The 22,184-nt window shown below is 63.0% G+C and carries 9 protein-coding genes and 1 pseudogene; 5 read left to right on the top strand and 5 right to left on the bottom strand.

Annotation, left to right across the window (positions count from 1 at the left end; genetic code table 11):
* Nucleotides 1-7: 7 nt before the first annotated feature.
* Genes BUB69_RS23685 through BUB69_RS23670 form a run of 4 tightly spaced genes read right to left on the bottom strand, consistent with a single transcriptional unit; the run spans nucleotide 8 to nucleotide 4,642 of the window.
* Nucleotides 8-472 carry a response regulator gene (locus BUB69_RS23685; protein WP_073171405.1) on the bottom strand — a complete coding sequence of 155 codons (465 nt, stop codon included), beginning with the start codon at nucleotides 470-472 and terminating at the stop codon, nucleotides 8-10.
* A complete protein-coding gene (locus BUB69_RS23680; protein ID WP_073171402.1) occupies nucleotides 469-2,796 on the bottom strand; it encodes an ATP-binding protein in 2,328 nt (775 codons plus the stop codon). The genes BUB69_RS23685 and BUB69_RS23680 overlap by 4 nt, the downstream gene beginning before the upstream one ends.
* A complete protein-coding gene (locus tag BUB69_RS23675; RefSeq protein ID WP_073171398.1) occupies nucleotides 2,793-3,461 on the bottom strand; it encodes a response regulator in 669 nt (222 codons plus the stop codon). The genes BUB69_RS23680 and BUB69_RS23675 overlap by 4 nt, the downstream gene beginning before the upstream one ends.
* Nucleotides 3,458-4,642, bottom strand: a complete 1,185-nt coding sequence (locus tag BUB69_RS23670) for a sensor histidine kinase (protein ID WP_073171395.1) — start codon at nucleotides 4,640-4,642, stop codon at nucleotides 3,458-3,460. The genes BUB69_RS23675 and BUB69_RS23670 overlap by 4 nt, the downstream gene beginning before the upstream one ends.
* Before the next feature lie 197 nt (nucleotides 4,643-4,839).
* Between BUB69_RS23670 and BUB69_RS23665 the strand changes: the two genes are divergently transcribed.
* The gene (locus BUB69_RS23665) at nucleotides 4,840-5,367 is read left to right on the top strand and encodes an SgcJ/EcaC family oxidoreductase (RefSeq protein WP_073171392.1); all 528 of its coding nucleotides are present in this window, start codon (nucleotides 4,840-4,842) and stop codon (nucleotides 5,365-5,367) included.
* Nucleotides 5,368-5,436: 69 nt separating this feature from the next.
* On the opposite strand, the gene BUB69_RS23660 is transcribed toward BUB69_RS23665, so the two are convergent.
* Nucleotides 5,437-5,973: an RNA polymerase factor sigma-70 gene (locus BUB69_RS23660; protein ID WP_073171389.1), complete on the bottom strand. Its 537-nt coding sequence runs from the start codon at nucleotides 5,971-5,973 to the stop codon at nucleotides 5,437-5,439.
* Between the two features lie 323 nt (nucleotides 5,974-6,296).
* Here BUB69_RS23660 and BUB69_RS23655 point away from each other — a divergent pair, with 323 nt between their 5' ends.
* The 4 genes and pseudogenes from BUB69_RS23655 to BUB69_RS23640 all read left to right on the top strand — a co-directional run bounded on the left by BUB69_RS23655 (nucleotide 6,297) and on the right by BUB69_RS23640 (nucleotide 22,073).
* Nucleotides 6,297-7,055, top strand: a complete 759-nt coding sequence (locus BUB69_RS23655; protein ID WP_073171386.1) for a thioesterase II family protein — start codon at nucleotides 6,297-6,299, stop codon at nucleotides 7,053-7,055.
* A gap of 94 nt (nucleotides 7,056-7,149) precedes the next feature.
* Nucleotides 7,150-20,168, top strand: a pseudogene (locus BUB69_RS23650) (non-ribosomal peptide synthetase).
* Nucleotides 20,169-20,351: 183 nt separating this feature from the next.
* Complete coding sequence (locus BUB69_RS23645; RefSeq protein WP_073171383.1) at nucleotides 20,352-21,764, top strand: aspartate aminotransferase family protein; 1,413 nt, start codon at nucleotides 20,352-20,354, stop codon at nucleotides 21,762-21,764.
* Between the two features lie 81 nt (nucleotides 21,765-21,845).
* Nucleotides 21,846-22,073, top strand: a complete 228-nt coding sequence (locus tag BUB69_RS23640) for an MbtH family protein (protein ID WP_073171380.1) — start codon at nucleotides 21,846-21,848, stop codon at nucleotides 22,071-22,073.
* Nucleotides 22,074-22,184: the final 111 nt, after the last annotated feature.

The following is a 22,184-nucleotide window of genomic DNA, read 5'->3' as shown; positions in this document are numbered from 1 at the left end:
CAATCGTTTATTGCTGTGCCAGTGAGCGTGGCTGGCGCAGTAATTCGATATGTTCTGGCGGCACCAGTTTGCGCAGCGTTTTGTACAGCGCACGAGTCTCCAGCAAATTCCAGATACGCAGCATGGTTTCCAGAGCGTCCAGCGGCTTGCTGATGAAGTCGCGTGCGCCCAGTGCCAGTGCGCGCAGACGCGTGTCGCGGGTGGCGTCGGCAGTCAGCACCATGATCGGTACGTAGTCATTGGCCGGAATGCGTCGGCTTAGCTGCTCCAGTACCGCAAACCCGTCGAACTCGGGCATGTGCAGGTCGAGTATGACCAGGTCGGGCTCGAAACTGTTGAACAGGTCCAGCGTGCGCAAGGGTTCGGTGCTGCTCAGTACGTTGTTCAGGCCTTCGCGGGCGAGCAGTTGCTCCATCAATTCAAGATTGGGACGCTGGTCATCAATGATCAGGATGCGAAAGTCTCCGGTCATGTCGGCTCCGGTAAGTATTGATCCAGATACGCAAGAAAGGCAGGCACCTGAATGGGTTTGGTCAGGATAGCGGTCGCGCCGGCTTCTTGCAGCGCTCTTTGAACGGTGTCGCTGGCATCGGCAGTAATCATCAGGATGGGCGTGCGAGCGGTTGCGGGCAGACGACGTAGCCGCTGCAGCACGTGCAGTCCCTGAAGGTCCGGCAGGTTCATATCCAGCAGGATCAGTTGAGGGGCATGCTGCCTGGCCAGATCCAGGCCCAGTTGCCCCTGCATGCTCGACAGCAACTGAATGCCTGGCCGGCGTTGCAGCAGCGTTTCGATCAGGGCCATGCTCGACAGGTTGTCTTCGATGCACAGCACCTTGCCATGGTAGTCCGGGCGGGCAGGGGATTTGAGGGTTGGCAGCCTGTCGGTCTGTCGTGGCAAGGGCGCAGGCGTTGCCTGGACCTGTACCCGAGGCAGCAGCAGGGTAAAGCGGCTGCCCTGTCCGGGCGTGGTTTGTACCAGAAGCTGGCCCTGCATCATTTCCAGCATGCTTTTGCTCAGGGCCAGACCCAGCCCGGTCCCTTCGACATTCGGGTCGGCCCCCAGGCGCTCGAACGGTTTGAACAGTTGATCGATACGCTCAGGGGCGATGCCATGCCCGGTGTCGACGACGGTCACGGCGATTTGCTCTTCCCGCTGTTCCACCTCCAGGTGGACCTGTCCGCCAGGCGTGTTGTACTTGATGGCATTGGACAGCAGGTTCAGCAGCACCTGGATCAAGCGCTGACGGTCAGCGACCACGCCCAGTTCATCGGATAAAGGCGGCAGTTCGACCAGCCGGATAGTGCCATCGGCCGCCATCGGCGAGACCAGTACCAGTGCTTCTTGCAGAACAGCTGAAAGGCGCACCGGTTCAGGGCTCAGGGACAGATGGCCCGCTTCGATCCGGGCGATGTCCAGCACTTCGTTGATCAGCTTCAGCAAATGCTGACCGGCACGCAGGATATGCCCCACCTGCGGTCGCTGGCTGGCCGGCGAGTCCATGTCCAGCAACTGGGCGAACCCCAGGATCGAATTCAGCGGCGTGCGCAATTCGTGGCTCATGCGCGACAGAAACTCGCTCTTGGCCCGGCTCGCACGTTCGGCTTCTTCGCGGGCGGTGCCCAGGGCAATCTCGGCGGCGCGACGGTCGGTGATGTCACGGGTGATCTTGGAAAAACCACGCAACGCGTTGCTACCGTCGTACTGGGCCGTGATCACCACGCTGGCCCAGAAGCGGCTGCCGTCTTTGCGACAGCGCCAGCCTTCTTCCATGTAATGCCCTTCGACAGTGGCTTGATGCAGCGCCATCTCAGGGTGCTGCGGGCATTCCTGCGGTTGATAGAAAACCGAAAAGTGCTGGCCGATGATTTCCTGCTCGGTGTAGCCCTTGATGCGCTCGGCACCAGCGTTCCACGACGTGATGTAGCCATGCTTGTCCAGCGCGAAAATGCCGTAGTCCTTCACACCTTCGATGATGAGGCGCAAGCGCTCCTCGTTTTCACGCAGGGCGCGTTCGCGCTCGGCGAGCAACTGGCCAGCCTCGACCAGTCGCGTGCTCAACTGACCGATTTCATCCTTTTCAGGGGGTTGCGGCTGCAGGGGCTGGCCAAGCGCAAGCCGCTGCGCGTTGCGTTGTACTTGCTGAACCCGGGTCACGATGCCTCTGGAGAGCATCAACACGGCCAGAATGGCGCCGAACAGCCCGCAGGCGGCTGCCAGCAACGTAGAGAACATCAGTCGCTCGCGAGTTGCGGCGGCAGCGGCGGTACGTTCGGCCAGCAGCGTGTCTTCGCGCTCGCGCATGATGCTGATTCGTTCACGCAGTTGATCCAGGACGTATTTGTTCTCGATCAGGATGCGCGTGATGGTTTCCGGTGCCTGAAGACTGAGCGTCTGCAGCTTTGCCAGACCATCCGCCTTGGCATGGATCAGCGGGTCGATCGCCATCAGGTATCTGCGCATCTGTTCGTCCTGAATGTTAGCGTCCAGGCGCACCAGTGCGGCGTCAATCAAAGGCTGTGCGTTCAGGTAGGCGGGCAAGAAGTCAGCCTGACGGGTCAGCAGATAGCCGCGCACGCTGGCGGCCGCTTCGGCGATCTGGGTGTGCACAGTCTGGATATCGCCCTGGACCAGCAGCACACGGCGCACATCCTCTTCGGCCTGCGCAGTCTGGCGTTCGGCATGGTAGATCAGGGCCAGTGACGACATCAGCACCACCAGCGGCATGGAAATCGCCAGAAGTGCCTTGCCGCGCAACGGCAGATCCTGCCAACGGCTGGTGGCCAGTTCACTCATCGCCAGTCGCCTGGTGCCTGAGAGACCAGGCCCAATGCCACGCCTCTGACCGCAGCCTGGGTGCGGTCGGACGCGCCCAGCTTGCCGATCACTTTTTCGACGTGAGCCTTGGCAGTGCCGGTGGTGATGCCGAGTTTTTCGCCGATCTCCCGGTTGCTGAAACCTCCCGCGACCAGCCCGAGGACCTGCCGCTCACGGGGCGTCAGGGCTTCGGGCAAGGCAGCGCCACTGGTATTGCGTTCGGTCATGCGTCTGAGCAGGCGCGCACTGACGCTGCTGTTGAGGGCTTCTTCGCCACGTGCCACGCGTTGCAGGCTGGCGATGACTTCGTCGCGGCTGGCGTCTTTGAGCAGATAGCCCACGGCACCGGCGCTGATGGCGGCCTCCAGATGATCGGTGCTGTCGTCCATGGTGAAAATCACCACCTTCAGCTTCGGCATGCGTTGCTGCAGAAGTCGCGCCGCGCCCAGCCCGTTGAGCACAGGCATGCGGATGTCGAGGATCGCGATGTCCGGTTGCAACGTCTCGCACAGTTCGACAGCCCTCTGGCCGTCGGCCGCCTGGCCGACCACCTCGAACTCCGGGTGGCCCGCCAGCAGCGAAACGAACCCGGTGCGGGTCACTTCATGATCGTCCGCCAGGACCAGTCGCAGGGTGTCAGTCATGAGGTTGCCTTGTCAGCAGTGAAAGGGACGGTGGCGCGCAGTCGTGTACCGCAAGCGGGGCGGCTGACGCAAGTCAGGCGTCCTCCCAGCAGGCTGGCCCGTTCCTGCATCGCGACCAGCCCCAGTTTCTGAATACCGGTGCCGTCGGGTCTCTGATCGGCCACAAAACCCCGGCCATTGTCTTCGAGCAACAGCGAAACCGTACTGTCAGTGACTTCCAGCGCCAGTTCTACGCTACCGGCGCCTGAATGCTTGAGCACATTATTTATGCCTTCCTGGGCAATACGGAACAGACCGATCTCCAGGTGGCTGGGCAGACGGGCCATCGAACGCACGCTCCAGTGCACGGCAATCCCGCCTTCACGCAGCCGGTCCGCCTCTTTGTCGACCGCCTGAAGCAGGCCAAAATCATCCAGTACGGTCGGTCGCAGGCCACTGATCAATTGTCGGCCTTCGCCCACGCAGTGCTGGGCCAGGGTCAGAATGGCCTGCAGATCAACGTTCAGCGATTCGGGCAGCTCCGGGCAACGACCTGCAAAACCCTGCAGGCGCTGGTGCAGACCAGCGAGCGTCTGGGCCAGACCATCGTGCAGGTCATAGGCCATGCGCTTGCGTTCGTCTTCCTGCGCGGTGAACAACTGATGCACCAGCTCGGACATCGTCCGCTCGCGCGCGACCAGCGCCTCGAGCAACCGATTGTTCTCCAGATGCGCGGCCAGCAGCGTCGCCAGCAATTGCAGTGACTCGATGTCCTCGTTGTCCGGGGCGTTGATCCCTACGCTGTTGGCCAGCAGCAGCGTTCCGAACGCACCTTCGTCGGCACCGCGCAGCGGCAGCATCAGAACGCTGGGCAGCAGGGCGTCCGACAGGTCCAGCCACTGTGGACCGACAGCCAGCGCGTCGGCGACCTTGTCCATCGAGTTCAGGCGTTCCTTGCTGCCATGGCTGGCGGTGATACGCACCACGCTGTCGGCGTTCCATTCCAGCAACAGGCCGTGGTCCATGGCCACGAAAGCGCAGGCCCGTTGCAGTACGCGCTTGCGCATGGCTTCGGGCGGCAACTGGGTCAGCTCCTGACCGGTGTCCACCAGCAGTCGAAGGCGCGCCGCGCGGCTTTGCGACTGGCGATACTGCGTACGGATCGCCAGGGCGCTTGCCGGATCATGAGGTGGGCTTTGCATGCGTAGAGCTCCAGCGGGAAATGATGCGCGCGCGAGCACATCAGAAGTGACGCTATTAAAGCGCGGATGGTGATTCAGCGCCTATCTGCCGATTGGCATAGATAAATAGCCCCGTTCGGCCGATGGCGCACTCAGGGATACACGGCAAATTGGCAACCACTGAATCCCTGAACAGATCACCCCGTAGGAGAGTTGCGATGAAAGTTAAATTGACCGCCCTGGCCATGTTGCTTGCAGTGAGTGCCCCCATGGTTCAGGCCGCTGCCGAGCCTGCGGGCGGCTACACCTACCGTATGGTGGCCGAGCAGCCAAGCAACGTGAACGACAAGGAAATTGCAGGCCTGTTCGACCGCTGGAACAAGGCCCTGAAGACCGGTAACTCGCAGACGGTATTGTCCATGTACACAAAGGATGCGGTGCTGCAGCCGACCGTTTCGAACAAGGTGCGGGCCACCCCGGCCGAGATCAAGGACTATTTCGATCACTTCCTGACCCTCAAGCCGGTCGGTGAGATCAACTACCGGGAAATCCGCCGCCTGGGTCCGGATGCAGCCGTGGACAGCGGTGTCTACACCTTCACCCTGACGGCTGCCGATGGTAAGCAAAGCAAGGTCCAGGCGCGGTACACCTTCCTGTACCACCGTGTTGGCAACGAGTGGAAGATCCTCAACCACCACTCTTCGGCCATGCCGGAAGTGCAGCCTGAGTATCAGGTCAGCCGCTGATAAAAACCTGTCGCGCTGAAACGAAAAATCCGGAGCCCTGGCTCCGGATTTTTTTTGTCCTGAAAACGCTCAGGGCTCGGTTCGCACGCCATTGACCTTGCGGCAGTGGATCAATGCATCGCGAATCATGAAATTGACCAGCGTCGGTGAAACGCCCAATTCCTTGGCAATGTCCTTTTGCGGCACACCGTGCAACCGGTACATCTCGAAGGCATAGCGCGTGCGCGCCGGCAATTCGGACAGGGCGTCGGCGATCTTCTCCAGGCTCGAGAAATTGATGTGCGACGTTTCCGGCGACGCCCCCTGAATCACCACATTCAACCCTTCGGCCTCGGGGCCGGTGTATTTCTGCTCCAGCGCCTGCTTGCGATAGTGATCGATGGCCAGATTGCGCACGATCTGAAACAGATAGCTGAGCTGAGCCTTGAACGTCAAGGTCGCCTGGGGTGCGGAACGCAGCCTGAAGAATGCGTCCTGGACCACGTCTTCGGCACGCGACCGGCAACCCACGATGCGTGCTGCGATCTTGACCAGCAGCAGATAGTTGTCGACAAAAACCTGGAGTAGGGGTGAGTCGCACTTGCTTGTGAACGCTTGTTCCGTCATGGAATTCACCTTGCTACACATTCATTGAAGGGGGGCGGCTTTGTGAGTCGCGCCATCACGTGGGGCGATAAATTAGTCTTAATGATAATTATTGTCAAATGCGAAAGCGCATCAGCGCACTTAAACGGGGCGAGGGTGATCAACGCGCTCGCAGGTCGTGCAAGGCATCCCGATGCGACTAATTATTTCCTGAGGCCATCCGTTCTCCTTGATGACAGGCTCGCCCCCGATTGCGGCCACGCAATACATCAGGAGAACACCATGCGTTTTCATCGCGCGCATCGCAGCGTTTACACCGGATCCAGTGGACGGACGGTCCTGATATGAGCAGCACCGTTACCATGAAGCTGTTCTGCCTGCCGTATTCCGGTGCCAGCGCCATGTTCTACAGCCCGTGGCGACGCAAACTGCCTGAATGGTTGAGCGTGCGTCCTCTGGAGCTGCCGGGCCGGGGGATGCGCATGGGCGAGCCGTTGGAGACCGATATCGCACAGCTGGCCGGTCGTCTGGCCGATGAAATCGCGGCTGAACTGGACACGCCGTATGCGCTGTTCGGGCACAGCCTGGGTGGCTTGCTGGCCTTCGAGCTGGCGCATGCCTTGCGCGCTCGCGGGCTGCCTGCGCCGCTGGCCCTGTTTGCGTCGGCCACGGCAGGGCCGGTGCGCCGCGACGTGAGCGACTACGCCGTTGCCAAGACGGATGCGCAGTTGATCGACCGGCTACGTACGCTCAACGGCACCAGCGAAAGCGTGATCGCCAATGACGAGCTCATGCAGTTGATGCTGCCGATCCTGCGCGCCGACTTTCTGCTGTGCGGCAGCTTTGTTTATGGCGAGCGCGAGCCGCTGCATGTTCCTGTTCATGTGTTCGGCGGCAAGCAGGACAGCGTCAGCGTCGAGGAACTGCTCGACTGGCAGGACGACGCCGCGACGGGGTTTTCGCTGGACATGTTCGAGGGCCACCACTTTTACCTGATCGATGAACAGGCTCAATTGCTCCGCCATCTGCGGCGTTATGCCGAACAGCACCTGACCCGATGGCGCAACAGCGCTGCGCGGTTCCGGACCCGCGCAGCCGGTTGACGCCCGCTCGCCCGACGCGTCGCTGACCCTGCGACGCGCTTTCTTTTGACACCCAGACCCGCTCTGGCAAGCCGAACCCAGCAGGAACCTCATCATGGACGCGTTCGAACTCCCCGACACTCTGGCTCAGGCGCTGCAACGTCGCGCCGCAAAAACGCCTGACCAACTGGCGCTGCGTTTTCTCATCGACGAAAACAGTCGCGGTCTGGTGTTGACCTACCGGGATCTGGACCTGCGTGCACGCACCATCGCTGCGGCCCTCAAGCGCGAGGCAACACCGGGCGATCGCGCCGTTCTGCTGTTCCACAGCGGGCCGGACTACGTGGCGGCTTTCTTCGGTTGCCTGTATGCCGGCGTCATTGCGGTGCCCGCTTACCCACCTGAATCCAATCGCCGTCATCATCAGGAGCGCCTGCTGTCGATCATCGCCGACGCCGAGCCGCGTGTGCTGCTGACCGGTTCTGACCTGCAATCGGCTTTGCTGCAGATGGATGAACTGGCGGCGGTCGATGCGCCGCACCTGCTGTGTGTCGACACCCTGGACAGCGCCCTGGCCGAAGGCTGGCAAGGGCCCCGGTTGCAGGGCGACGATATCGCGTTCCTGCAATACACCTCCGGTTCGACCGCCTCACCCAAGGGCGTGCAGGTGACCCACGGCAATCTGGTGGCCAACGAGCTGCTGATTCGCCACGGTTTCGGTATCGACCTCAACCCTGACGATGTCATCGTCAGCTGGCTGCCGCTGTACCACGACATGGGGCTGATCGGCGGCCTGCTGCAACCGATTTTCAGTGGCGTGCCGTGCGTGCTGATGGCCCCGGCGTATTTTTTGACGCGTCCGTTGCGCTGGCTGGAAGCAATCAGCGAGTACGGCGGCACCATCAGCGGCGGGCCGGACTTCGCTTACCAACTGTGCACCACACGGGTCAGCGACTCGGCGCTGGACCGTCTGGACCTGAGCCGCTGGCGCGTTGCGTATTCCGGTTCCGAGCCGATCCGTCAGGACAGCCTCGATGCGTTCGCTGACAAGTTCGCCAGCTGCGGCTTCACGCCTGACAGCTTCATGGCGTCCTACGGGCTGGCCGAAGCGACCCTTTATGTGGCCGGTGGCAAGCGCGGCAAAGGTATTCCTTCCCTGCGCCTGGACGAGGCAGCGCTGGCCCGCAATATCGTGGAGCCGGGCGAGGGCAATCCGGTGATGAGTTGCGGCACGGGGCAGCCGGGACATGGCGTGCTGATCGCAGACCCGAATACCTTGCAGGTACTGGACGAAAACCTCGTCGGTGAAGTCTGGGCCAAGGGTCCGAGCATCGCCCATGGCTACTGGCGCAACCCGCAAGCGACGGCGAAGACGTTTGTCGAACATGACGGCCAGACCTGGCTGCGCACAGGCGACCTGGGTTTTCAGCGCCACGGCGAGCTGTACATCACCGGCCGCTTGAAAGACATGCTGATCGTGCGTGGGCAGAACCTGTATCCGCAGGACATCGAGAAAGTCGTCGAACGTGACGTCGATGTGGTGCGCAAAGGGCGTGTTGCTGCGTTTGCCGTCGCCCAGGCGGGCATCGAAGGCATCGGCATTGCGGCAGAGGTAAGTCGCAGCGTACAGAAAATCCTGTCACCCGAAGCGTTGATCAAGGTGATTCGCCAGGCCGTGGCCGAGGCATTCCAGGAAGCGCCGCGCGTCGTGGTACTGCTCAATCCGGGCGCGCTGCCCAAGACCTCCAGCGGCAAACTGCAACGCTCCGCCTGCCGTACGCGTCTGGTCGATGGCAGCCTCGACAGCTACGCCGTGTTTCCTGACAGCAGCTCGAATCAACCGGCGCGGGTTCAAGCCACTGGCTCGGAACTGCTGGCGAAAGTGTCGAGCGTCTGGTGCGAGCAGTTGCAGCGCGAGCACATCAGCGCAGATGACCACTTCTTCCTGCTGGGCGGCAACTCGATTGCCGCGACTCAGGTGGTGGCGAAGCTGCGTGAGGTGCTGGGCCTCGACCTGAGCCTGCGCCTGCTGTTCGAGGCACCGACGCTGGGTGCCTTCGTCGCGCAGATCGAAGTGCTGCAGATCGCTGCCCGGCAAGGCGATACGCCCACCGAGAAGGCCATCACGCGTCTGCCGGGCCACGAACATTTACCGCAGTCACTGGCGCAGAACCGTTTGTGGTTTGTCTGGCAACTGGACCCGCACAGCAGCGCCTACACCATCCCCGGTGGTCTGCACGTGCGTGGCGAGCTGGACCGCACGGCGGTGCGCGACAGCTTTCAGCGTCTCGTCGAGCGCCATGAGTCGCTGCGTACCCGCTTCTATGAGCAGGACGGGGCGGCGCTGCAACGCATAGATCCGGCCGGCGAGTTTCAGTTACCGGTGGTGGACATCAGTGACCTGTCTGGCGACGAGCGGCAGACCCGGGCTCGGGCGATTCGCGAAGAGCAGGCGCGCCTGCCGTTCGACCTGCAAAGCGGCCCGCTGCTGCGCGTGATGCTGGTGCAACTGGATGACGAAGAACATCAACTGCTGGTGACGTTACACCACATCATCGCCGACGGCTGGTCGCTGAATGTGCTGATCGACGAGTTCTCGCGTCTATACGCGGCGGCGGTTCAAGGGCAGTCGGTTGAACTGGCACCGCTGGCGCTGCGTTATGCCGATTATGGCCAGTGGCAGCGCGACTGGCTGGCGCGTGGCGAGGCCGCGCGCCAGCTCGATTACTGGAAGCAGCAACTGGGCGACGAACAGCCAGTGCTCGCGCTGACCACGGATCATCCGCGCTCGTCGCGCCAGCAGTACAGTGCTGACCGCTACAGCCTGCGCCTGAGTGCCGAATTGAGTGCCGCCGTGCGCAACACCGCGCAAGCCTGGCAAGCGACGCCGTTCATGCTTTTGCTGGCCAGTTTCCAGACCCTGCTGCATCGCTACAGCGGGCACACCGACATTCGCATCGGCGTGCCAGGCGCCAACCGTCCGCGTCATGAAACCCAAGGCATGATCGGTTTCTTCATCAACACGCTGGTGCTGCGTGCGCAGCTCGATGCACGCCAGCCATTTTCCGCGCTGCTGGCCCAGACCCGTCAGACGGCGCTGGATGCCCAGGCCCATCAGGACCTGCCGTTCGATCAGTTGGTCGAAGCTTTCCCGCAGTCCCGCGGGCACGGTCTGTTTCAGGTCATGTTCAATCATCAGCAGCGCGACCTGAGTGCCTTGCGCCGCTTGCCCGGATTGTTGGCCGAAGAGTTACCTTGGCACAGCCGCGAGGCCAAGTTCGACCTGCAACTGCACAGCGAGGAAGACAAGAACGGTCGCCTGACCTTGTCATTCGACTACGCTGACGAGCTGTTCGAGCGCGACACCATCCTGCGCATGGCCCGGCACTATATGCGCGTGCTGGCTCAGGTCAGCCAGCAGCCGCAAATCGCGCTGGGCGATCTGCAATTGCTCGACGAGGACGAGCAGGCGCAACAGGCTCAATGGAGCGCTGCGCCCTGTGCACCGGCGACCCGCTGGTTGCCTGAGCGGCTCAACCAACAGGCCCGCCAGACCCCGGAGCGTATCGCGCTGATGTGGGAGGGCGGCAGCCTCGATTTCGCCGGCCTGCATGCCCAGGCCAACCGTCTGGCGCATTACCTGCGCGACAAGGGTGTCGGCCCGGACATCAAGGTCGCCATTGCCGCCGAGCGCTCGCCGCAACTGATGATTGGGTTGTTGGCGATTATCAAGGCCGGTGGCGCCTACGTGCCGCTGGACCCGGATTACCCGACCGAGCGCCTGGCCTACATGCTTGCTGACAGCGGCGTCGATCTGCTGTTGACTCAGAGCCATCTGCTGGGGGATCTGCCGAGCGCCGAGGGCGTTTGCACCGTGGCGATGGACACCCTGAATCTGGAAAGCTGGCCGGTCAGCGCGCCGGGCCTGCATGTGCACGGCGATAACCTGGCCTACGTGATCTATACCTCCGGTTCCACCGGGCAACCCAAGGGCGTCGGCAACACCCACGCGGCGCTGGCCGAGCGCCTGCAATGGATGCAGGCGACCTACGCGCTGGATGACAGCGATGTGCTGATGCAGAAAGCCCCGATCAGCTTCGACGTGTCGGTGTGGGAGTGTTTCTGGCCGCTGATCACCGGATGCCGTCTGCTGTTGGCCGGTCCCGGCGAACACCGTGACCCGCATCGCATTGCGCAGCTGGTCAAGGACTACGGCGTCACCACGCTGCATTTCGTACCGCCGCTGTTGCAACTGTTCATCGACGAGCCGCTCACCCGGCAGTGCAGCAGCTTGCGTCGGCTGTTCTCCGGTGGCGAAGCGCTGTCTGGCGAGCTGCGCGACCGGGTGCTGGAGCAACTGCCGAACGTGCAATTGCACAACCGCTATGGCCCGACTGAAACCGCTATCAACGTGACCCACTGGCAGTGTCAGCGGGCTGACGGTGAACGCTCACCGATTGGCCGTCCGCTGGGTAACGTGTTGTGTCGGGTGCTGGACAGTGAACTCAATCCGGCACCGCAAGGCGTTGCCGGGGAGCTGTGCATTGGCGGCATCGGGCTGGCGCGTGGCTATCTGGGTCGACCGGCGCTGACGGCTGAACGTTTTGTGGCCGATCCTTTGAGCGAGGCGGGCGAGCGGCTGTATCGCACGGGCGACCGGGTGCGCTGGGCCGCCGATGGTGCGCTGGAATACCTGGGGCGTCTCGATCAGCAGGTGAAGCTGCGCGGCTTCAGGGTCGAGCCTCAGGAAATCGAAGCGCGTCTGCTGGCTCAACCCGGTATTGGTCACGCCGCCGTGCTGGTACGCGAAACGCTCGCTGGCCCGCAACTGATCGGCTATTACACCGCCGCGCTGCAACACGAAAGCGAAGTCGAGCAGGCCGAACGCATCAAATCTGCTCTGGCGCTGGAGCTGCCGGATTACATGGTCCCTGCGCAGCTGGTGCGTCTGGACAGCATGCCTCTGAGCCCGAGCGGCAAGCTGGATCGTCGCGCCTTGCCGGAGCCGCAGTGGCAGACCCGTGAGCACGTCGAGCGCAGTCGGCGCTGCAAAAGCAGATCGCGACTATCTGGCGCGAGGTGCTGAGCGTGCCCCGTGTGGGTCTGCGTGACGACTTCTTCGCGCTGGGCGGTCACTCCTTGCTGGCCACCCAGATCATCTCGCGCGTGCGTCAGGCCTGCGACATCGACCTGCCGCTGCGCACGCTGTTCGAATCCAGTGAGCTGGGCGCTTTCGCCGAGCAGGTCGAACGCATTCAGGCCTCCGGCGTGCGTGGCAGCTTGCAACCGATCGCCCCTGTCGACCGCAGTCAGCCGGTGCCATTGTCCTATTCGCAGCAACGCATGTGGTTCCTCTGGCAGATGGAGCCGGACAGCCCGGCCTATAACGTCGGCGGCATGGCGCGCTTGAACGGCGTGCTGGATATCGAGCGTTTCGACGCCGCGTTGCAAGCGCTGATCCTGCGCCATGAAACCCTGCGCACCACGTTTCCGAGCGTCGATGGCGTGGCGTGCCAGAAAGTTTCGCAACAGACCGGCCTGCAGATGCGTTGGGAGGACATGTCTGTGCTGCCTGCCGAGGTTCGTCAGCAGCGGCTCCAGGCATTGGCCGACAGCGAAGCGCATCAGCCTTTCGACCTGGAAAGCGGACCGCTGCTGCGGGCCTGTCTGGTCCGGGCCGGAGAACTGGAGCACTACTTCGTCCTGACCCTGCACCACATCGTCACTGAAGGCTGGGCGATGGACATTTTCGCGCGCGAACTGGGGCTGCTGTACGAGGCGTTCCTTGCGGGCAAACCGTCGCCGCTGGAGCCGCTGGCGGTCCAGTACCTGGATTACTGTGTCTGGCAGCGTCAGTGGATGGAAGCGGGCGAGCGCCAGCGCCAACTGGATTACTGGACGGCGCAACTGGGCAACGAGCATCCGTTGCTGGAGCTGCCCGGCGACCGTCCACGTCCACCGGTGCAGAGCCATCAGGGCGAGTTGTACCGGTTTGATCTGCAGCCCGGTCTGGCGGCAAAAGTGCGCGCGTTCAATGCGCAGAACGGCCTGACCCTGTTCATGACCATGACCGCCACGCTGGCGGTGCTGCTCTACCGCTACAGCGGCCAGACAGACCTTCGGATCGGCGCACCGGTGGCCAACCGGATTCGCCCGGAAAGCGAAGGTCTGATCGGTGCCTTCCTTAATACCCAGGTGCTGCGCGTACAACTCGACGGACAGATGAGTGTGGCGCAGTTGTTCGAACAAGTCAGGCATACCGTCATCGAAGGCCAGTCGCATCAGGACTTGCCGTTCGACCATCTGGTCGAAGCCCTGCAACCGCCACGCAGCGCGGCCTACAACCCGCTGTTCCAGGTGATGTGCAACGTGCAGCGCTGGGAATTCCAGCAGAGCCGTGAGCTGGCCGGAATGACGGTCGAGTATCTGGTCAACGATGCGCGAGCAACCAAGTTCGACCTCAACCTGGAAGTGACCGAGCTGGATCATCGTCTGGGCTGCTGCCTGACCTACAGCACTGACCTGTTCGACGAGCCACGCATCGCCCGAATGGCCGGGCACTGGCTGAATCTGCTGCAAGCCCTGCTGGCCGATCCACAGCAACGCCTCAGCGAACTGCCGCTGTTGCAGGCGTCCGAGCGTCAGCAATTGCTTGACAACCTCAGCGTCGAAGCGGGCGAGCAGCGTCTGGATCAGTGCATTCATGAGCTGTTCGCCGAGCAGGCGCGCCTGCGCCCGAACGCGCCAGCCCTGACCTTTGCCAGCGAAACCCTGAGCTACGCCGAGCTGAACAGCCGCGCCAATCAACTGGCCTGGATGCTGCGCGAGCGCGGTGTCGGGCCGCAGGTCCGTGTGGGCCTGGCGCTGGAGCGCTCGCTGGAAATGGTGGTCGGCCTGTTGGCGATCCTCAAGGCCGGTGGCGCTTACGTGCCGCTGGACCCGGAGTATCCGCTGGAACGCCTGCAGTACATGATCGACGACAGTGGTGTCGGGCTGCTGTTGAGCGACCGTGCGCTGTTTGCCGCCCTCGGCGAGTTGCCGGAAGGCGTGGCACGCTGGTGTCTGGAAGACGACCTGCCGCTGCTGACGGCTTATCCGCAAGGCGAGCTGCCGTTCATCAGCCTGCCGCAGCATCAGGCATACCTGATTTACACATCGGGCTCCACGGGCAAGCCTAAAGGCGTGGTGGTGTCTCATGGCGAAATCGCCATGCATTGCCAAGCGGTGATCCGCCGCTTCGACATGCAGCCTGACGACTGCGAGCTGCATTTCTATTCGATCAACTTCGATGCGGCCACCGAGCGCCTGCTGGTGCCTTTGCTCAGCGGCGCACGTGTGGTGTTGCGTGCTCAGGGGCAGTGGGACGCGGAAGACATCTGCGCCCTGATCCGCGATCAGCAGGTGAACATTCTCGGTTTCACGCCCAGCTATGGCAGCCAGTTGGCGCAATGGCTGGCGACCCAGGGCCAGACCCTGCCGGTGCGCATGTGCATCACGGGCGGCGAAGCGCTGACCGGCGAGCATCTGCATCGCATACGTGCGGTGTTCCAGCCTGAACTGTTCTTCAACGCCTACGGGCCGACCGAAACCGTGGTCATGCCGCTGGCCAGTCTGGCCCCGCAGCAGTTGCCGGAAGGTGACGTCAGTGTGCCGATCGGTCGCGTGGTCGGAGCGCGGGTCGCTTACATTCTCGATGCCGATCTGGCCCTGGTGCCGCAGGGCGCGAGTGGCGAGTTGTACATCGGTGGTCCGGGTCTGGCGCAGGGTTATCACCAGCGTCCGGGCATGACGGCCGAGCGCTTTGTGGCCGATCCGTTTGCCGGGCAGGGCGGGCGTCTGTATCGCACCGGCGATCTGGTGCGCCAGCGCGCCGATGGTCTGGTCGAGTACCTGGGGCGCATCGACCATCAGGTGAAAATCCGTGGCTTTCGCATCGAACTGGGCGAAATCGAGACCCGACTGCTGGAACACGACGGTGTGCGCGAGGCCGTGGTGCTGGCGCTGGACACGCCCTCCGGCAAGCAATTGGCTGGCTACGTGGTCAGCGAAGTGGCCGCGCAGGGTGACGAGCAGCAGACGCATCTGCGCGAATCGCTCAAGTCGCACCTCAAGGCGCAATTGCCGGACTACATGGTGCCTGCGCACCTGATTCTGCTGGACAGCATGCCGCTGACGGCCAACGGAAAGCTCGACCGCCGCGCCTTGCCCGCGCCGGACCCGGAACTCAACCGCCAACAGTACGTGGCGCCGGTCAGCGACCTTGAGCAGCAACTGGCAGCCATCTGGTGCGCGGTGCTGAACGTGACGCAGGTGGGGCTCAACGACAACTTCTTCGAGCTGGGCGGCGATTCGATTCTGTCCATCCAGGTGGTCAGTCGGGCACGTCAGGCCGGTATTTATTTCACACCACGTGATCTGTTTCAGCATCAGACCGTATATACCCTCGCAGCGGTGGCAACGACTCAGGAATTGATCCAGGCCGAACAGGGTCTGGTGACCGGCGAATCGGGCTTCACGCCGATTCAGCACTGGTTCTTTGACACACCGATTCCGGCGCGTCAGCACTGGAATCAGGCGTTGGTGCTGGAGCCTGTTACCCGGCTGGATGCACCAACGCTGGAACTCGCGCTGCGCGCCGTGCTGGAACAGCATGACGCACTCAGGTTGGGATTTGCGGAGCAAGACGGTCGCTGGACAGCCGTGCATCGTGCCTCGCACACGCAAGAGGCGTTGGTGGTTCAGGCGCAGGTGGCGGACCTGGGCGAGTGCGTCGAGTTGTTCGAGCAGGCTCAGCGCAGTCTCGATCTGCAGAACGGTCCGCTGTTGCGTGCCGTGCTGGTGGATGGGCCGCAAGGTCAGCAACGCCTGTTGGTGGTCATCCACCACCTGGTGGTGGATGGCGTGTCGTGGCGCGTGTTGCTCGATGACGTGCAGACGGCGTATCGGCAGCTCAATGAAGCCGTGCAGGTCCGCCTGCCGGCCAAGACCAGTGCCTTTCGGGACTGGGCGAGTCGCCTGCAGGCCTACGCCGGCAGCGAGTCGTTGCGTGAAGAGCTTCAATGGTGGCAGCGCCAGCTCAGCGGTCCGACCGCAGCGTTGCCGGGCCATGCCCAGCAGGGCGGTCAGCAGAATCGTCACGCCCGAACCCTCAGCGTACGATTGGACACCCGTAGTACCCGGCACCTGCTGCAACAGGCGCCGAGCGCCTACCGGACCCAGGTTAACGACTTGCTGCTGACCGCATTGGCGCTAGTAGTGTGTCGCTGGAGCGGTCAGGCCTCGACCCTGATTCAACTCGAAGGCCACGGCCGCGAAACCCTGTTCGACGACATTGACTTGACCCGCACGGTGGGCTGGTTCACCAGTGCCTATCCGTTACGCCTGACACCGGTCCTCGATCACGCAGAACCAGGCAAGTCGATCAAGGCGATCAAGGAACAACTGCGTCAGGTCCCGCACAAGGGGCTGGGTTATGGTGTGCTGCGCTACCTCGCCGATGACAGCAGCCGCAGTGCCATGCAGGCCTTGCCCGTGGCCCCGATTACCTTCAACTACCTGGGCCAGTTCGATCAGAGCTTCGATGGCGATGCATTGTTCCGGCCGCTGGAAACGTCAGCTGGCGCGGCCCACGATCCTCATGCGCCGTTGCCTAATGAGCTGAGCATCGACAGTCAGGTGTATGGCGGTGAGCTGGTGCTGCGCTGGACGTTCAGTGCCGAGCGCTTTCAGCCCGAGGCCATTGAAGCCTTGGCCCGGGACTATCTGAACCAGTTGCAGGCCTTGATCACCCATTGCCTGGCGGAAGGCAGTGGCGGCCTCACGCCGTCAGACTTCCCGCTGGCTGAACTGCAACAGGCGCAACTCGACGCGCTGCCGGTTCCTGCCGCCCACATCGAAGACGTCTACCCGCTGACCCCGATGCAAGAGGGCATGCTGCTGCACACCCTGCTGGAGCCGGGCACGGGCCTGTATTACATGCAAGACCGTTACCGCATCAACAGCGCGCTGGACCCGCAACGTTTCGCCCAGGCCTGGCAGGCGGTGATCGCCCGTCATGAAGCGCTGCGTGCCTCGTTCTGCTGGGACATCGGCGAAACCATGCTGCAGGTGATTCACAAGCCGGGCAGCACGCCCATTGATTATCTGGACTGGCGCGACGTGGCCAGCGACCAGCAGGAGCCACGCTTGCAGGCGCTGCTCAAGTCCGAGCGCGAGACCGGGTTCGATCTGCTGCGTCAGCCGCCGTTCCACCTGCGCCTGATTCGCGTGGACGAGGCGCGTTACTGGTTCATGATGAGCAACCACCACATCCTCATCGATGCCTGGTGCCGCTCGTTGCTGATGAACGATTTCTTCGACCTCTACACCGCGCTGGGCGAGGGTCGTGAAGTGCAACTGGCCCCCGCGCCACGCTATCGCGACTACATCGGTTGGCTGCAGCGTCGAGGTCTGACGCAGGCGCGTGACTGGTGGCGGCAGAACCTGGCGGGCTTCGAGCGGCCGACGCCGATTCCGAGCGACCGTCCGTTCCTGCGCGAGCACGCCGGAGACAGTGGCGGCATGGTGGTCGGCGACTGCTATACCCGTCTCGACGTGGCAGATGGCGCGCGGCTGCGCGAACTGGCGCAGCAGCACCAACTGACCGTCAACACGTTTGCTCAGGCCGCGTGGGCCTTGACCCTGAGGCGTCTGAGCGGTGATCGCGATGTGGTGTTCGGCGTCACCGTGGCGGGCCGTCCGGTGGAGTTGCCGCAGATGCAGCGCACCGTCGGGCTGTTCATCAACACCATCGCACTGCGCATCGGCATGCCGGGTGACGACCAGCGTTGCAGCGTGCGTCAGTGGCTGAGCCAGTTGCTCGATAGCAACATGCAGTTGCGCGAGTACGAATACCTGCCACTGGTGACTATTCAGGAAAACAGCGAACTGCCCAAGGGCCAACCGCTGTTCGACAGCCTGTTCGTGTTCGAGAACGCGCCGGTGGAAGTCTCGGTGCTGGACCGCGCACAAAGCCTGAATGCCACCTCCGACTCCGGCCGTACCCACACCAACTACCCGCTGACCGCAGTCTGCTACCCCGGCGACGACTTGGGCCTGCACCTGTCCTACGACCGACGCTATTTCGAGGAATCGACCGTGCAGAACATGCTCGGCGAGTTCAAGCGCCTGCTGCTGGCGCTGGTCGAAGGCTTCCACGGCGACATGGCCGAGCTGGCGCTGCTCAGCGAACAGGAGCAAGCGTTCCTGCTCGAGGGCTGCAACCAGAGTGAGCGGGCCTATCCGCTGGAGCGCAGCTATGTCGAGTTGTTCGAGGCGCAGGTTGATGAGCATCCTGAGCGCATTGCCGTGAGCTGCCTGCACCATCGCGCCAGCTATGCCGAACTCAACGATGCAGCCAACCGACTGGGGCACACCTTGATCAAGGCCGGGGTCGGCTTCGATCAACCGATCGCGCTGCTGGCCGAACGCGGGCCTGAGCTGCCCGGCATGATCATCGGCAGTTTCAAGGCCGGTGCCGGTTATCTGCCACTGGACCCGGCGCTGCCCACTTCACGCCTGAGCGGCATCATCGGCCAGAGCCTTGCGCCGGTTCTGGTCTGCACTGAACAGTGTGTGGATCAGGGCAGGGCGTTGCTGGACGCATTGCCCGAAGCCGGTCGCCCGCGCCTGCTGGTCTGGGAGGCTGTTCAGAGGGATGAGACGACGCAGCACAACCCCGGTCGCTACAGTGCGCCGGACAACCTGGCCTACGTGATCTTCACCTCGGGCTCCACCGGGCTGCCGAAAGGCGTGATGGTCGAGCAGCGCGGCATGCTCAACAACCAGTTGAGCAAGGTGCCTTACCTGAACCTCGACGCCACCGATGTGATTGCGCAGACCGCCTCGCAAAGTTTCGACATTTCGGTGTGGCAGTTCCTCGCGGCGCTGCTGTTCGGCGCACGGGTCGATATCGTGCCCAACGACATCGCTCGCGATCCCCAGGCGCTGCTCAGGCATGTGCAGGCACAGGGCATCAGCGTCCTGGAAAGCGTGCCGTCGCTGATCACCGGCCTGCTGGCCGAAGAACAGACAACGCTCGATGGCCTGCGCTGGATGCTGCCGACCGGCGAAGCGATGCCGCCTGAACTGGCCAGCCAATGGCTGCAACGCTATCCCGATATCGGGCTGGTCAATGCCTACGGCCCGGCCGAGTGCTCGGATGACGTGGCGTTCTTCCGGGTCGATGCCGCGTCCACACAAAGCACGTATCTGCCCATCGGCTTGCCCACCGACAACAACCGTTTGTACGTGCTGGATGAAGCACTCAACCTGGTGCCGCTGGGTGCGGTGGGTGAGCTGTGCGTGGCGGGCACCGGTGTCGGTCGCGGTTATGTCGACGATCCGCGGCGTACCGTGCCGGTGTTCGTGCCCAACCCGTTCGGTACGCCGGGCGAGCGTCTGTATCGCACCGGCGATCTGGCACGCCGGCGCAGCGATGGGGTGCTGGAGTACGTCGGCCGGGTCGATCATCAGGTCAAGATTCGTGGCTACCGCATCGAACTGGGAGAGATCGAAACCCGCTTGCAGGAACATGCCGGGATTCGCGAGTCGGTGGTGCTGGACATCGACGGCCCGTTGGGCAAAGTGCTTGCCGCCTATCTGGTGCCCAATGGCGTGGTGCAAGACCCGGACGCCTTGCGCGATGACCTGAAAGCCCGGTTGAAGGCCAGCCTGCCGGACTACATGGTGCCCTCGCATCTGGTGCTGCTGGAGCAGATGCCGCTGACCCCGAACGGCAAGCTGGACCGTAAGGCGCTGCCTGCGCCGGACGTGAGCCTGGCGCAGCAGGATTACGTCGCGCCGCGCAGTGAAATGGAGCAGCAACTGGCAGCGATCTGGGCCGATGTGCTGAAGGTCGAGCGGGTCGGCATCACCGACAACTTCTTCGAGCTGGGCGGGCACTCATTGCTCGCCACCCAGGTGGTGACACGTGCGCAGAAGCAGTTGCAGCGCACGGTGCCGTTGCGGGCGATGTTCGAGTTCAACACCGTACAGGCGCTGGCGCAGCACCTGGAAAGTCTGGGCGGACCGAAGGTCGATGAGCAGAAGTTCGACCGGCTGGCCGATCTGATGGCGGAGCTGGAAGGGCTCTGATGAGCCTGTCGTCGGGGCGTCGGCCTTGCGGAAGAAAAACTCGTTACCGGGTGTAAATCCGCGGGCCGCTGGCGCGTTTTCAATGGAAGGAATACATGCCTGAGTCTGCCGGGTCCTGGTACTCGGCCGACTCGGGCCATTCAACGGTTTCGCTCATCAAACAGCGTATTGAGGGTTGTACAGATGTCAGTCGCTACCAGGTTTATCGACGATCAGCCGACACGGGTTGCCCCGGCGCCGGTCGAGACGCTCTACCAGTTCGACGAGTCGCCCTTGCTGGCGCGGCAGAGTCGCCAGGAATCCAATGCCCGCAGTTACCCGCGGCGTATTCCGCTGGTGCTCAAGCGCGCCAAGGGTATTCACGTCGAAGACGTCGAGGGGCGGCGTTTCATCGATTGCCTGGCGGGTGCAGGCACCCTGGCGCTGGGGCACAACCACCCGGTGGTGATCGAGGCGATTCAGCAGGTCATCAGCGACGAGCTGCCGCTGCACACGCTGGACCTCACCACGCCGGTCAAGGACCAGTTCGTGCAGGACCTGTTCGGTCTGCTGCCGGAAGAGCTGGCCCGCGAAGCCAGGATTCAGTTCTGCGGCCCCACCGGCACTGACGCCGTGGAAGCGGCATTGAAGCTGGTGCGCACTGCCACCGGGCGCAGCACCGTGCTGTCGTTTCAGGGCGGTTACCACGGCATGAGCCAGGGTGCATTGAGCCTGATGGGCAGTCTGGGACCGAAAAAGCCTCTAGGGGCGTTGCTCAGCACGGGCGTGCAGTTTCTGCCGTATCCCTACGACTATCGCTGCCCATTCGGATTGGGCGGCGTGCAGGGTGTGAACGCCAATCTGCACTATCTGGAAAACCTGCTCAACGACCCTGAAGCCGGTGTGCAACTGCCTGCCGCGGTTATCGTCGAAGTGGTGCAGGGCGAGGGAGGCGTGATTCCGGCCGACCTGGACTGGCTGCGCGGCGTACGCCGTATCACCGAGAAAGCGGGCGTGGCGTTGATCTTCGACGAAATCCAGAGCGGTTTTGCCCGTACCGGCAAGATGTTTGCGTTCGAGCACGCCGGGATCATCCCGGACGTCGTGGTCATGTCCAAGGCCATTGGCGGCAGCCTGCCGCTGGCGGTCGTCGTCTATCGCCAGTGGCTCGACACCTGGCTGCCGGGCGCGCACGCAGGGACTTTCCGTGGCAACCAGATGGCCATGGCCACCGGGTCGGCGGTGATGCGCTACCTCAAGGAGCACAATATCTGCGAGCACGCCACGGCGATGGGCGCGCGACTGGTTTCGCACCTGCGCGAATTGCAGCGTGATTTCCCGCAACTGGGCGACATCCGCGGGCGCGGCCTGATGCTCGGCGTCGAGCTGGTTGACCCCGCTGGCGCACGTGACGCGCAGGGCCATCCACCCGTGTTTGCGCGGCTGGCACCGCTGATCCAGCGCGAATGCCTCAAGCGCGGGCTGATTCTGGAGCTGGGCGGGCGGCATGGCAGCGTGGTGCGTTTTCTGCCGCCACTGGTGATCACCGCCGAGCAGATCGATGAAGTGGCCAGCATCTTTGGCCGCGCACTGAACGCTGCGGTCGCTCAGCTTTAATTTTTCGACGTCGCGAGACGTTCAATCCCTATAGCCGCCATGAATTGGCACGGCGGCGCTGAACCCTCATGGAGAGCAACAATGACTTCAGTATTCGATCGGGAAGACATCGTCTTTCAAGTAGTGGTCAACCACGAAGAGCAGTATTCGATCTGGCCCGATTACAAAACCGTCCCCAACGGCTGGCGCACCGTGGGCAAGAGCGGCTTCAAGAAAGAATGCCTGGCCTATATCGAAGAAGTCTGGACCGACATGCGTCCGTTGAGCCTGCGCCAGAAGATGGATGCGCAGACGGCTGTGAGCCACTGATTCAGACCGCGTCGCATCGATAGGCGCAGAAATTTCACTGGATAGACGCAGGCCCTGTGGGAGGCGGCTTGCCGGCGATGCGGTTTTCAGTTCGCCCTTCATTGGCTGGAC

It is taken from the genome of Pseudomonas asturiensis (assembly GCF_900143095.1).
GTDB lineage: Bacteria > Pseudomonadota > Gammaproteobacteria > Pseudomonadales > Pseudomonadaceae > Aquipseudomonas > Aquipseudomonas asturiensis.
The sequence above is the reverse complement of the archived record's forward strand: the minus strand, read 5'-3'. Positions and strand labels throughout refer to the sequence as shown.

Excerpts from the sequence above, each read along its gene's own strand:
- BUB69_RS23640 (WP_073171380.1), top strand. The coding sequence starts at position 21,846 with ATGACTTCAGTATTCGATCGGGAAGACATCGTCTTTCAAGTAGTGGTC.
- BUB69_RS23645 (WP_073171383.1), top strand. The coding sequence starts at position 20,352 with ATGTCAGTCGCTACCAGGTTTATCGACGATCAGCCGACACGGGTTGCC.
- BUB69_RS23660 (WP_073171389.1), bottom strand. The coding sequence starts at position 5,973 with ATGACGGAACAAGCGTTCACAAGCAAGTGCGACTCACCCCTACTCCAG.
- BUB69_RS23685 (WP_073171405.1), bottom strand. The coding sequence starts at position 472 with ATGACCGGAGACTTTCGCATCCTGATCATTGATGACCAGCGTCCCAAT.
- BUB69_RS23680 (WP_073171402.1), bottom strand. The coding sequence starts at position 2,796 with ATGAGTGAACTGGCCACCAGCCGTTGGCAGGATCTGCCGTTGCGCGGC.
- BUB69_RS23665 (WP_073171392.1), top strand. The coding sequence starts at position 4,840 with ATGAAAGTTAAATTGACCGCCCTGGCCATGTTGCTTGCAGTGAGTGCC.
- BUB69_RS23675 (WP_073171398.1), bottom strand. The coding sequence starts at position 3,461 with ATGACTGACACCCTGCGACTGGTCCTGGCGGACGATCATGAAGTGACC.
- BUB69_RS23655 (WP_073171386.1), top strand. The coding sequence starts at position 6,297 with ATGAGCAGCACCGTTACCATGAAGCTGTTCTGCCTGCCGTATTCCGGT.
- BUB69_RS23670 (WP_073171395.1), bottom strand. The coding sequence starts at position 4,642 with ATGCAAAGCCCACCTCATGATCCGGCAAGCGCCCTGGCGATCCGTACG.